The sequence below is a fragment of the Arthrobacter sp. 05L44 genome (assembly GCF_056397605.1).
This window is the reverse complement of the sequence record NZ_JBFTNS010000005.1, coordinates 207999-219615: the sequence shown is the minus strand read 5'-3', so window position 1 is coordinate 219615 and position 11617 is coordinate 207999. Positions and strand designations below refer to the sequence as shown.

Annotated in this window: 10 protein-coding genes and 1 pseudogene; 4 read left to right on the top strand and 7 right to left on the bottom strand. The window is 67.9% G+C overall.

All coding sequences use genetic code 11. The annotated features are described in order from the left end of the window. The 5 genes and pseudogenes from AC1DHY_RS12375 to AC1DHY_RS12355 form a co-directional block, all read right to left on the bottom strand. Positions 1-928, bottom strand: a pseudogene (locus AC1DHY_RS12375) (hypothetical protein); the annotation flags it as partial. A 147-nt stretch (positions 929-1075) separates the two neighbouring features. Continuing rightward, on the bottom strand, positions 1076-2119 hold the full coding sequence (locus AC1DHY_RS12370; RefSeq protein ID WP_476903704.1) for an adenylate/guanylate cyclase domain-containing protein: 1044 nt from the start codon (positions 2117-2119) through the stop codon (positions 1076-1078). 265 nt (positions 2120-2384) lie between these two features. Continuing rightward, a complete protein-coding gene (locus AC1DHY_RS12365; RefSeq protein ID WP_476903699.1) occupies positions 2385-2981 on the bottom strand; it encodes a PH domain-containing protein in 597 nt (198 codons plus the stop codon). Continuing rightward, positions 2974-3891 (bottom strand): biotin--[acetyl-CoA-carboxylase] ligase, encoded by a 918-nt coding sequence (locus AC1DHY_RS12360; RefSeq protein ID WP_476880232.1) that lies wholly within the window; start codon positions 3889-3891, stop codon positions 2974-2976. Before AC1DHY_RS12360 ends, AC1DHY_RS12365 begins: the two co-directional genes overlap by 8 nt. An 83-nt stretch (positions 3892-3974) precedes the next feature. Further along, positions 3975-4880 carry an SDR family oxidoreductase gene (locus AC1DHY_RS12355; protein ID WP_476880233.1) on the bottom strand — a complete coding sequence of 302 codons (906 nt, stop codon included), beginning with the start codon at positions 4878-4880 and terminating at the stop codon, positions 3975-3977. Positions 4881-5169: 289 nt separating this feature from the next. Here AC1DHY_RS12355 and AC1DHY_RS12350 point away from each other — a divergent pair, with 289 nt between their 5' ends. The 3 genes from AC1DHY_RS12350 to AC1DHY_RS12340 are packed head-to-tail and all read left to right on the top strand — an operon-like array spanning position 5170 to position 8755. Continuing rightward, a complete protein-coding gene (locus AC1DHY_RS12350) occupies positions 5170-6753 on the top strand; it encodes an acyl-CoA carboxylase subunit beta (protein ID WP_476880234.1) in 1584 nt (527 codons plus the stop codon). Continuing rightward, the gene (locus tag AC1DHY_RS12345; protein WP_476880235.1) at positions 6750-6992 is read left to right on the top strand and encodes an acyl-CoA carboxylase subunit epsilon; all 243 of its coding nucleotides are present in this window, start codon (positions 6750-6752) and stop codon (positions 6990-6992) included. Before AC1DHY_RS12350 ends, AC1DHY_RS12345 begins: the two co-directional genes overlap by 4 nt. Positions 6993-7045: 53 nt before the next feature. Then, on the top strand, positions 7046-8755 hold the full coding sequence (locus tag AC1DHY_RS12340) for a DUF885 domain-containing protein (RefSeq protein ID WP_476903698.1): 1710 nt from the start codon (positions 7046-7048) through the stop codon (positions 8753-8755). 36 nt (positions 8756-8791) lie between these two features. On the opposite strand, the gene AC1DHY_RS12335 is transcribed toward AC1DHY_RS12340, so the two are convergent. Next, positions 8792-9154 carry a VOC family protein gene (locus AC1DHY_RS12335; protein ID WP_476880604.1) on the bottom strand — a complete coding sequence of 121 codons (363 nt, stop codon included), beginning with the start codon at positions 9152-9154 and terminating at the stop codon, positions 8792-8794. A 246-nt stretch (positions 9155-9400) separates the two neighbouring features. Between AC1DHY_RS12335 and AC1DHY_RS12330 the strand changes: the two genes are divergently transcribed. After that, positions 9401-10822: a dicarboxylate/amino acid:cation symporter gene (locus AC1DHY_RS12330; RefSeq protein WP_476880605.1), complete on the top strand. Its 1422-nt coding sequence runs from the start codon at positions 9401-9403 to the stop codon at positions 10820-10822. Positions 10823-10958: 136 nt separating this feature from the next. Here the strand turns inward: AC1DHY_RS12330 and AC1DHY_RS12325 are convergent, their stop codons facing one another. After that, on the bottom strand, positions 10959-11531 hold the full coding sequence (locus tag AC1DHY_RS12325; RefSeq protein ID WP_476903697.1) for a hypothetical protein: 573 nt from the start codon (positions 11529-11531) through the stop codon (positions 10959-10961). Positions 11532-11617 lie beyond the last annotated feature (86 nt).

Genomic DNA, 11617 nt, shown 5'->3' with positions numbered 1-11617 from the left:
ACGTCGTCCCAGTTGTTCACCAGCTGCATGTTCTGGTTCACCAACCACACATTCCCCGAATTCACATCATTAAGCACCACCACATCCCGGTTCACCCGGAACACATACGACGGCGACGCAGACGCCTTCGGGACCTCGACGTTCTTATCATCAACATCACTCACACAATCCCGCACATACTTATTCGCCCCAGCCCACGCAGCATGCACACACCCACCCAACTGCACCGGAGCCGCAGGAACCCCCTGACCCCCAAACGTCACCGTCTTCGCCGTCGAACCATCCAACGGCACCTCCAACAACGCCTTCGGCGTCGCCACAGCCACCGCATCCGCCCCCGGACCAGGCTGCTGCAACCGCGCATCCCGCGCATCCGCCAACCCCAACTCACGCCCGCCYGGCAACAACAACTTCCCCCGGCCAGCATCCAACACCACCGGCCGGTCCCCCACCACGGTCAACTGGATACCGCCGGCACCCTTCAAACCCTCCCAGGTACTCGCCTGCGAATCCGTCGCCCGCCCATCCGCATCCACACTCGTCACCGTCACCCGGCCCGACACCGGATCAGCACTATAAATCCGGTCATCAGCACCCACCACCGACACCGTCCCCTGCGCCCCCGACAGCACCGGCTCCGAACTCTCCTCATCAAAACCATTCACCGTCGAAACCGCCCCACAGCATTCTTCGCCTTCGACACCACCCACACACCACCATCGTTCAAATCCACCTCAGTGGTCTTAAACCCCGGATAAATCACCGCACCCGCCACCAACACCACACCAGCCACCACAAAAGACCCCACCACCACACGACGACGACCCGCACGTGAACGGGCAGCAGAGGGCCGGGCAGCGGAGACGGGCGGGGCAGCACGGAAACCGGGGCGTGTTAGTGCCCGCACGGTATCGAGGATGTTCTTCATGTGCTGCTGTCCCCCAGAGTCACGCCCGGCGGGCGCGGTGAAGTGCCTTGGCGTGGCCGGATAACCACGACTATGACATATTGACCATCGAATAGAGAAACCCCCGGCGCGGGGTTACGGAAGCCCGGGCGCGTGTCCCGTGGGCGCCTAGTCCAGGACCAGGCCCCTTCCGCTGCCGCGCTGCAGCTCGACCGGGTGGATTTCGCCGAATCCCCGGACGTTTTCCGCGTCCCGCGGCAGCAGCACAAAGCGTTCGTCGCGTTCGAGGGCGGCCGCGGTCATGGAGTCCACCAGCACGGTCCCGGGATCGGCCAGCGCGGTGAGCCGGGCGGCGAGATTGACGGTGGGCCCGTAGATATCGCCCAGCCGGGAGAGGATCCGGCCCCACACCATGGCAACGCGGGCCTGGGGCAGGATCTCGTCCTCGTTGAAGGCCTGGGCGAGGGCCAGGGAGATCTCGGCGCCGGCGGCCGGGGTTTCGGCGATGTAGAGGACTTCATCGCCCACGGTCTTGACCAGCCGGCCGCCGCCGACGGAGATGATCTCGGCGCACTTGTTTTCGAAGCGCTGCACCAGCTGGGCGAGGGTTTTCTCGTTCATGCGGCGGGACAGGCTGGTGTAGGAGACCAGGTCCGCGAAACCGACGGCGCGGGCCAGGGGCAGCGGCGCGTCGTCCTCGTCCCCTTCCCGGCCTTCCTCGCTGGAGGCAAGACCGGCTTCGGCGCGCACGGCCAGCCGCTGGACTCCGGCGTTGAGCTGGCGGCGCCAGGAGTAGACCAGCATTTCTTCCAGCGCGTCCACCAGTGATGGCAGTTCGCTGACCAGCCGTTTGCGGGCGACGGCGTCCGTCACCCCCTGCTGGTGGACCATGTCCTCCACCAGCGCCTCGATCTGCCAGACCACCATCCGGTCCGTCATCTGGCCGATGGCGCGGGTCACGGAGATAGCGGCTTCCTCGGTGAGTTTGCCGGTGCGGACCAGGTCCACAATCGTGTTCAGCGCCGTCTGGTCCCGTTCGGTGAACGCGACGTCCTCATCGCCAAGATTGGGGAATCCGAGGGCGCGCCAGAGTTTCCGGGCGGAAAGGAGCGAGAGCCCTGCCCCGGCGGCAATTTCGCGGCGGCGCAGCTTGCGTTCGCCGCCGAGGAGGCGCTGCTCCAGTGCTTTGGCGGCGAGCCGTTCGGCGGACATGGTGCTGGTGGGCGGGGCAACCGGCGGCTCCGCGCCGGCGTCGGCGTCCGAATCGGCGGCGGCTGTGCCCGGATCGGCGTCGGTGTCGGTGTCCAGCTCGGCGTCGGGCCCGGCGTCCGCCGGATCAACGGCGTCCGCCGGGTCAACGGCGTCGGAGGCCGCAACGGAATCGAGGACGGCGGCCTCGAGGGAGGCTGCGTCGAGCACCACGTCGGGGACATCCGAGGGATCGGCGGCCAGGAGTCCGGTGTCAGGGTGCACGTGCTCAGCGTTCATCTCTTCCACCTTCTCTCATGTCCAGGGGCCAATCGTCGGGACCGCGCACCGTGTCGCGGGCGTCAAACACTTCACCCTCCGGAAGTTCATCAAGTGCGTCGAGGATGAAGCTCCGGAACGTCATGACCTCCGGGACGTCCGGAATCACCGTGTTGGCGGGGTACCCGGTATCCAAGGATATATTCCCCGAGCGCAGGGTCCGTTGGAGCAGGGTCTGTTCGATGAACACATTACGCACGGCGGCCAGCGGAATCTGCTGGTCGCGGCGCCGCAGCATCCCGTAACGGGCAATCAGGCGCCGGCTGGTCAGGGTGTAGCGGCTGGCATGCCAGGACACGGTCCTCGGGAGGCAGTACGCCAGCAGCACCCAGGCGGCCAGCGCCAGGCAGAGGCCGATCAGCCACGGCGTCCAGCCCGGGGTGGCCAGCGGGATCAGCCGGACCGGGCCGCCCTTCACAATCCAGGCGCAGGCGAAGGCCGTGAGGGCTGAGACGACGATCAGGACCAGGGCCGGACCAATCAGCGTCCGGGGCTGGGGGCGGGTCACAACAATTACTTGTTCGCCCGGGAGGAGCTCTTTACGCATAGCCGCTTTCGCCGGCGGCCTCGCCGGGCGGGGTCCAGGGGCGCAGGTGTACGACGTCGCCGGCGGTCACCACGTGCTCGTGCCCGGCGGCGTCGACCACCAGCAGGGATCCGTATTCATCCAGCCGGCTGGCATGGCCGATGATCTCGTGGTCGCCGGGGAGCTGGGCGCGCACCTGCTTGCCGAGGGTCGTCAGGACGTGCTCCACGCGCTTGTGCAGCGAGGGGCCGCCGGCCATCCCGGCGGCGGGGTCGCCATCGGCGTTGCAGAAGCTGCGGTACAGCGTGGCGAAGCGGGACAGGTAGCTCTTGAGCAGGACGGTCCGGTCCACGGTGGCGGGGCCCTCGAGCAGCACCGAGGTGGCGGTGGGGACCGGGAGTTCTGCCGCCGTCAGGGTGACGTTCAGGCCGGTGCCAAGGATGACAGGGGGCACGGCGCCGTCGCCCATGGGGCCCAGCTGGGCGAGGATGCCGGCGATCTTCTTGCCGCGGACCAGCACATCATTGGGCCACTTGAGTTCGGCCGGAATCCCGGCGGTCTCCAGCAGCGCCTCCCGCAGCGCGAGGGCCGCGAGCAGCGACAGCCATGAGTACGTCTGGGTGGGCAAGGGCCTGCCCTCGGCGTTGACAGGCCGGAGCACGATCGAGACGGAGATGGAGCTGCGGGCCGGCGCTTCCCACTGCCGGTCCAGACGGCCCCGGGCGGCGGTCTGGAATTCGGCGGTGAGCACGGACAGGTCCGGCCAGGCATTGGGATCGACACTCACGCCGCGCAGCAGGTCCGCGTTGGTGGAGCCGGTGGATTCGACGACGGTCAGTTGCGCAATACCGTTCGCGGACAGGAAGGCGGCATCGCCCAGGGCGCCCTGGTCCAGGGGCGGACGGTCCGGTGACTCCTGTGCGTCTTCCATGCTTGAATCCTACCGAGTAACCGCCTGGAGGGCGCCTGGCCAGGCACCGCAGAGCCTCTTAAAGGTGCGAACCCGCCGGAAACTCAGAGGAAAATGTCAGGTACCAGCCGGTCCTCGGGCGCACCAAGGCTGTACGGCGCGAAGTCGGTGACCCCGGCCGCGGCCAGGACCTCCTCGTCGGTGTAGAAATTCCCGCTCCAGCTCCCGGAGGCCGGAATCGCGTTGCCGGCCGTGAGGATGGCGTGGGCAGCGTCGGCCATGATCTGCGGACCGCGGGCGCCGCGGACGATCTGCTCGCCGCCGGGCATATTGCGGATCGCGGCGGTGTCGATCAGGGTGCACGGCCACAGCGAATTCACGCTGATCCCGTCCACCTTCAACTCCTCGGCCAGGCCCAGGGTGGTCAGGCTCATGCCGTACTTGGCCATGGTGTACGCCAGGTGCAGGCCGGCCCACTTGGGGTCAAGGTTCAGCGGCGGGGACAGGGTGAGGATCTGCCCGGCGGTGGATTCGCGCAGCGCCGGCAGGGCGAGCTTGCAGAGGAGGAACGTGCCGCGGACGTTGATGTCCTGCATCAGGTCATACCGCTTCATGTCCAGGCCGTCGGTTTTGGAGAGGTCGATCGCGGAGGCGTTGTTGATGACAATGTCGATCCCGCCGAAACGCTCGACGGCGGACGCCACCGCGCCGGCGACGTCGGCGTCGTTGCGGACATCGCCCACCAGCGGCAGCGCCTGGCCCCCGGCGGCCTCAATCGCCTCGGCCGCGGAGTACACCGTGCCTTCGAGCTTGGCATGCGGCTGCCCGGTCTTGGCCAGGAGCACAATGTTCGCGCCGTCGCGGGCGGCCCGGGTGGCGATCGCCAGGCCGATTCCCCGGCTGCCGCCGGACATCAGGATGGTGCGGCCCGCCAGGGAGCCGGTGGCCTGGTAGGGTCCCTGCGGGCCCGGGTGCTGGGTGCTGTCCGAAGCGTCGTTGCTTGAAGTCATACGCACACTCTAGCCGATGTTACCGGCCAGTAACATAGTGGATTCCCGGGTGGCCGGGCCACAGTTGGGGCGCCGACGCCGGCGGAAGCGGACCAGCCCGGACTCCCGCGGAATGCGGGGGTGCGGCGGGACGTCGAGGGAAAATTGTAGGTTTTCTACAGCGGCTTGGACCAAAACCGTCATTAGACTTGCCAGCACGGCCAGGTTTTTGTGTGGAATCCACTTAAGCGCGGCCGCCGAGCACCAGCACAGAGTACAACCGCTAGAACAACAGAGCCGGAGACACTTGATGAGCCACGATCTGACCACGACCGCGGGAAAGATTGCCGATTTCCGCGACCGCCAGGCCCGTGCCGAGCAGCCCTCCGGCCCGGAAGCGGTCGCGAAACAGCACGCCCGCGGCAAGAACACTGCCCGCGAGCGCATCGACCTCCTCCTCGACGCCGGTTCCTTCGTGGAACTGGACGCCCTCGCCGTGCACCGCTCCACGGCGTTCGGTATGGAGAAGAAGAAGCCGCTGGGTGACGGCCTCGTGTCTGGCTACGGCACTGTCGATGGCCGGCCCGTGGCGGTCTACAGCCAGGACTTCTCCGTGTACGGCGGCTCCCTGAGCCAGGTCAACGGCGAGAAGATCGTCAAGGTCCAGGAGTTCGCGCTCCGCAACGGCTGCCCCGTGGTGGGCATCCTCGACGGCGGCGGCGCCCGCATCCAGGAAGGCGTGGCATCCCTCGCCATGTTCGCGGACATCTTCCGCAACAACGTCCACGCGTCCGGCGTCGTCCCGCAGATCTCGCTCATCATGGGCCCCTCCGCCGGCGGCGCGGCCTACTCCCCCGCCCTGACCGACTACGTGGTCATGGTGGACAAGACCTCGCACATGTTCATCACCGGTCCGGACGTCATCAAGACCGTCACCGGCGAGGACGTGGACATGGAGACCCTCGGCGGCGCACGGCAGCACAACGCCAACACCGGCACGTCCACCTACCTCGCCGCCGATGAGGCGGACGCCGTCGAGTTCGTCCGCGAACTGCTGGACTTCCTGCCGTCCAACAACCTCGCCGAAGCTCCGGTGCTCGAGCACAGCCAGCAGCCGGAGACCGACGACGACGACCTCGCCCTGGATACCCTCATCCCGGACTCCGCGAACCAGCCCTACGACATGCGCAAGGTGATCGAGCAGATCGTCGACGACGGGCACTTCCTGGAGATGCAGTCGCTGTACGCGCCGAATGTCATGATCGGCTACGGCCGCGTCGAGGGCCACACGGTCGGCATCGTCGCCAACCAGCCCATGCAGTTCGCCGGCACGCTGGACATTGCCGCGTCGGAGAAGGCCGCCCGGTTCGTGCGGCACTGCGACGCGTTCAACATCCCGATCATCACCCTCGTGGACGTTCCGGGCTTCCTGCCGGGCAAGGACCAGGAGTTCCAGGGCATCATCCGCCGCGGCGCCAAGCTCCTCTACGCCTACGCCGAGGCCACGGTTCCCAAGCTGACCGTCATCACGCGCAAGGCCTACGGCGGGGCGTACATCGTGATGGGGTCCAAGAAGCTCGGCGCCGACCTCAACCTGGCCTGGCCCACCGCGCAGATCGGCGTGATGGGCGCCCAGGGCGCGGTGAACATCCTGTACCGCCGCGAGCTGGCCGCCGTCGCCGAGGCCGGCGGCGACGTTGAGGCCAAGCGTGCCGAGGTCATCCAGCAGTACGAGGAGGAACTCCTCAACCCGTACCAGGCCGCCCAGCTCGGCTACGTCGACGCCGTCATCGCGCCGTCGGAAACCCGCCTGCAGATCATCAAAGGCCTGCGCGCCCTGCGCGACAAACGCGCCGGCCTGCCGGCCAAAAAGCACGGGAACATCCCGCTGTGACCGCCCCCGACAGCACCGGCGAACCCGGCCTGACGGCACCGGAGCAGCCGCTGCTCGCCATCGCGAAGGGCGAGCCGACGGCGGAGGAACTTGCGGCGCTGACCGCCGTCGTCCTCGCCCTCGGGAGCGGCGAGGCGGCGGCTGCGGAGAAGCCGACCGCGCGGCACTGGATCCGGCGGCAGCAGCTCCAGCTGGCACCGAAACCGGGCCCGGGTTCGTGGAAGCGCAGCCGCGGCTAAGAAAAGTTCAGTAACCCTTTCATAACTGGCCCGGTGCGGCTAGTCTCGATCGGGTGACTACCGAAACAAACCACAACACCTCCCCCGCCACCCCGGTGCCGTCGCGCCCGCAGACCGCGATCGACGGCGTTGCCGACGCGTTCACGGACACGCTGATCCGGCTTAACCCGAGTTTCGCCACCGAGCTGGGCCTGCCGGGCCACGAGACCGAGTACCCGGACTTCTCCCCGGCCGGACACGAGGAGTTCGCTGCCGCCGCGCGCGAGGCCCTCGCCGCGCTGGACGGCCTGGAGCCCGCGGACGACGTCGACGCCGTTACCCTCGATGCCATGCGGGAACGCCTGGGGCTGCAGCTGGAAATCCACGATTCGGGCTGGGACCTGGCCGACCTGAACAACATCGCCTCCCCCGCGCAGGAAATCCGGGCGATCTTTGACCTGATGCCGATGGACACGGCCGCGCAGTGGGACCACATTGCCGGCCGCGCCCACAACGTTCCGCCCGCGCTGGACGGCTACATCGTGTCCCTGCGTACGGCCCGGGACGCCGGCCGCGTCTCCGCGGCCCGGCAGGTGCGGATCGTCATCGAACAGACCACCAAGCACGCCGCCGACGACGGGTTCTTCGCCAAGCTGGCCGCCGAGGCAACCACCGCCGAGGGCCCGCTCCCCGAGGACGTGCAGGCCAAGCTCGACGCCGGTGCTGCCGCCGCCCGCGCTGCCTACGCCCGGCTCGCCGGCTTCCTGGAAGCCGAACTGCTGCCGGCCGCCCCGGAGAAGGACGCCGTCGGCCGCGAGCGCTACGCCCTGGCCTCGCGGTCCTTCCTCGGCGCCACCGTGGACCTGGAGGAGACGTATGCCTGGGGTGTCCAGGAGCTGGACCGCCTGATCGCCGAACAGGAGCGGGTCGCCAACCAGATCCGGCCGGGCGCCTCCATCGCGGAGGCCAAGGAAATCCTGGACAACGACCCCTCCCGCCAGCTCAAGGGCACCGACGCCCTCCGGGCCTGGATGCAGGAGCTCTCCGACAAGGCCGTCGCGGACCTCGCCGGCGTGCACTTTGACATCCCGGAGGCCATGAAGACCCTCGAGTGCAAGATCGCCCCCACCCAGGAAGGCGGCATCTACTACACCGGACCGTCGGACGACTTCAGCCGTCCGGGCCGCATGTGGTGGTCAGTCCCGCCGGGCGAGGACACCTTCACCACCTGGGCCGAGACCACCACGGTCTACCACGAGGGTGTTCCGGGCCACCACTTGCAGGTGGCCACCGCCACCTACCGCCGCGAGCTGCTGAACAAGTGGCGCCGGAACGTCTGCTGGACGTCCGGCCACGGCGAAGGCTGGGCCCTGTATGCGGAGAAGCTGATGCAGGAGCTTGGCTATTTGAAGGATCCGGGCGACCACATGGGCATGCTGGACATGCAGCGCATGCGGGCCGCCCGGGTGGTGTTCGACATCGGCGTGCACCTGGAGTTGGAGGTGCCCGAGCGTTGGGGGTCGGGCACCTGGACTCCGGACACCGGGTACGAGTTCCTGAAGCAGAACCTCGCCATCAGCGAGGGCCAGCTCAAGTTCGAGTTCACCCGCTACCTCGGCTGGCCGGGGCAGGCGCCGTCGTACAAGGTGGGCCAGCGGCTCTGGGAGCAGATCCGCGCCGAGCTCGAATCCCGTCCGGGCTTCGACCTCAAGGCCTTCCACACCAAGGCGCTCAACATGGGCTCCGTGGGGCTGGACACCCTCAAGCGGGCGCTGCTGGGGTAGGCGTTCTCCCGCCCGCACTCTTGTCCGCGGGCGGGTTTAGCTGAGGCAGAGGCAAAAGGGGTGGCCGGCCGGGTCGAGGAAGACCCGGAAGGTGGTCCCCGGCTGGTGTTCGTGCTTGGCAGCGCCGAGCCCGAGCACCGCCGCCTCTGCGTCGTCCAGGTCATCGACGACCAAGTCGAGGTGCATCTGCTGCGGGACTTCCTGGCCGGGCCACTGCGGCGGCCGGAAGGAGTCCACCTTCTGGAAGCTCATCGAATCGCCGTACTCGGCGCGGACCGAGCTCCAGCCGCCGTCGTCGTCGTGCTCGACCTTCCAGTCGAGCAGGGCGCCATAAAACTCCGCCAGGGCGTTGGGGTCGGGACAATCCAGGACGACGGTCGGGAAGCGTGCGATAGCCATGGCGATCACTCTAGGCGCCGGTTCCGCATCGAGACAGCACTTCGCGGCAACGTTTTTCGGAAAAGTTGCCGCGAAGCGCCACCCCGATGGCGAGACAATCACCACACCCCGGGCTGGAATAACTTCACAAACGCATGGTCTTTCGGCGGARTTCCGGGGGTTTCGGCGCGGGCGACGGAGCGGCAACGCGTAACATTTCTCAACGTTCGTTGGCCGTGCTAAAAGCCACGGTCCTAGCGTAGCCGGGTGACCACTCAGACAAGCACCCCCGCCACCGCAGGCAAGCCCGGTTTCCAGCTGCCCAAATGGGCCGGCTCCTTCGGCTTCCAGATCATCGCCGCCCTGATCGTGGGCCTGGGCCTCGGCCTGCTCGCGAAGTACACGGGCAGCACGAAGACCAACCCCAACGCCCTCGGCGCCACCCTGCAGACCATCGGCTCGAGCTACGTCTCGCTGCTGCAGACCGCCGTTGTGCCGCTGATTTTCACGGCCGTCGTCAGCTCCATTTCCAACCTCCGCGCCGTCTCCAACGCAGCCCGGCTGGCCTGGAACACGCTGCTCTGGTTCGCCATCACCTCGCTGATCGCGGTGCTGATCGGCATCGGTCTGGGCGTCATCCTGCAGCCCGGCGCCAACACCGGCATCTCCGGACAGGGCGAGGCCCCGACCAAGGTCGGCAGCTGGTGGGCCTTCCTGATCGGACTCTTCCCGAAGAACTTCCTGGGCCTGGGTGCGAGCACCACGGTCGCCGACGGCGCCACCACCACCGTCGTGAGCTTCAACGTGCTGCAGATCCTGGTGATCGCGATCGCCGTCGGTGTCGCCGCCCTGAAGGTGGGCAAGGCCGCCGAGCCGTTCCTGAACCTCAACGCCTCGGCCCTGGCCGTGATCCAAAAGGTCCTGTGGTGGATCATCCGGATCGCCCCGCTCGGCACCGTCGGCCTGATCGGCAACGCCGTAGCCGTTTACGGCTGGGACACCATCGGTTCGCTCGGGAAGTTCACGGTCGCCATCTACGCCGGCCTGGCCCTGGTGCTGTTCGTCGTCTACCCCATCCTGGTCCGCAGCCACGGCCTCTCCGTCAAGCAGTACTTCTCCGGCGTCTGGCCCGCCGTGCAGCTGGCCTTCGTCTCCCGCTCCTCGGTGGGCACGCTGCCCCTGACCCAGCGCGTGACCGAACGCTCCCTCGGTGTTCCCCGCGGCTACGCCTCCTTCGCCGTGCCGCTGGGCGCCACCACCAAGATGGACGGCTGCGCCGCGATTTACCCGGCTGTGTCCGCGATCTTCGTGGCCCAGTTCTTCGGCATCCAGCTCGATTTCAGCCAGTACCTGCTGATCGCCCTGGTTTCCGTGCTGGGCTCCGCTGCGACCGCCGGAACCACCGGAGCCGTGGTGATGCTGACCCTGACGCTCTCCACCCTGGGACTGCCGCTGGCCGGCGTCGGGCTCCTGCTGGCCATCGACCCGATCCTGGACATGGGCCGCACCGCCGTCAACGTGGCAGGCCAGGCGCTGGTCCCCACCATCGTTGCCAAGCGCCAGGGCATCCTGGATGAGGCGCTGTACAACGCCCCGCGCAACGGCGACCCGTTCACCGATGACGCTGTTGACGCTGCCGACGACGGCGCCCCGGCACGCGAGCGCGAGCTGGCTGGGACCTCCGCCTAGGCCGCGGGCAGAAACTGCCCTCTCCRCCGCTGCACTCTCCGCCGAACGAACGTAGTCCCCGGGATCTTCTCCCGGGGACTACGTTTGTGTTCAGATTCGGTGCTCAGGCGTGGTTCGCGGGGCCGGAGGTGTTGTGTCAGCGCCCGCCGCCGCCGATGACGCCCTTCTCAACGGCCTTGGTGACCGCATCGGCTTCGGCCTGCGTCAGCTTCCCGTCACTGACGGCCTTGTCCAGCCTGCTCTTCAGGGCCGCGGCGTGGTCGGCCTGCTCAGCGGTGCGGAGTTCGGACAGGGCCGTCTTGACCTTGGCCTCGTCGATGCCCAACGACGACGCGAGGGACTTGGCCAGTTCTGCCTCCAGGGCCGTGCGGTCCGGTCGGGTTCCTTCGGCCGGCCGCTCAGCCGGTTTGTGGGCGTCGCGGAAGGCCTTCAAAGCGTCGGTGAGCTTGGTCTTGTCAACGCCGAGCTTGGTGGCGAGTTCCGTGACGCGCACGCCGCCGAAACCTCCCCGTTCGCCGCCGTGGCCATGGCCACCGCGCATCCCCATCCCGTCGCCCGGCTCCCCGTTCCGCGCATCGGGCGAGGCGCTGGCGCTGGGACTGGGCGCCGGCGTCGTGGTGGCGGAGGCCATCCCGGCGATACCAAGGCCCGCGCCGATGGCGAGGACACCGGCCGAAATGCCCAGCGTGATGCTCTTCGTGCGTGTCATGTGCGCTCTCCTGGATCTGCCGTCCAGCGACGGCTCCGTTGCCTACGTCCTACTCACAAGGTACTTCCAGTCTGGGCCACGAGGTT

What these genes read in the sequence shown, in the direction of transcription:
- AC1DHY_RS12335 (WP_476880604.1), bottom strand. Translation starts at nt 9,154, where the DNA reads ATGGCTATCGCACGCTTCCCGACCGTCGTCCTGGATTGTCCCGACCCC.
- AC1DHY_RS12350 (WP_476880234.1), top strand. Translation starts at nt 5,170, where the DNA reads ATGAGCCACGATCTGACCACGACCGCGGGAAAGATTGCCGATTTCCGC.
- AC1DHY_RS12360 (WP_476880232.1), bottom strand. Translation starts at nt 3,891, where the DNA reads ATGGAAGACGCACAGGAGTCACCGGACCGTCCGCCCCTGGACCAGGGC.
- AC1DHY_RS12325 (WP_476903697.1), bottom strand. Translation starts at nt 11,531, where the DNA reads ATGACACGCACGAAGAGCATCACGCTGGGCATTTCGGCCGGTGTCCTC.
- AC1DHY_RS12365 (WP_476903699.1), bottom strand. Translation starts at nt 2,981, where the DNA reads ATGCGTAAAGAGCTCCTCCCGGGCGAACAAGTAATTGTTGTGACCCGC.
- AC1DHY_RS12355 (WP_476880233.1), bottom strand. Translation starts at nt 4,880, where the DNA reads ATGACTTCAAGCAACGACGCTTCGGACAGCACCCAGCACCCGGGCCCG.
- AC1DHY_RS12370 (WP_476903704.1), bottom strand. Translation starts at nt 2,119, where the DNA reads ATGTCCGCCGAACGGCTCGCCGCCAAAGCACTGGAGCAGCGCCTCCTC.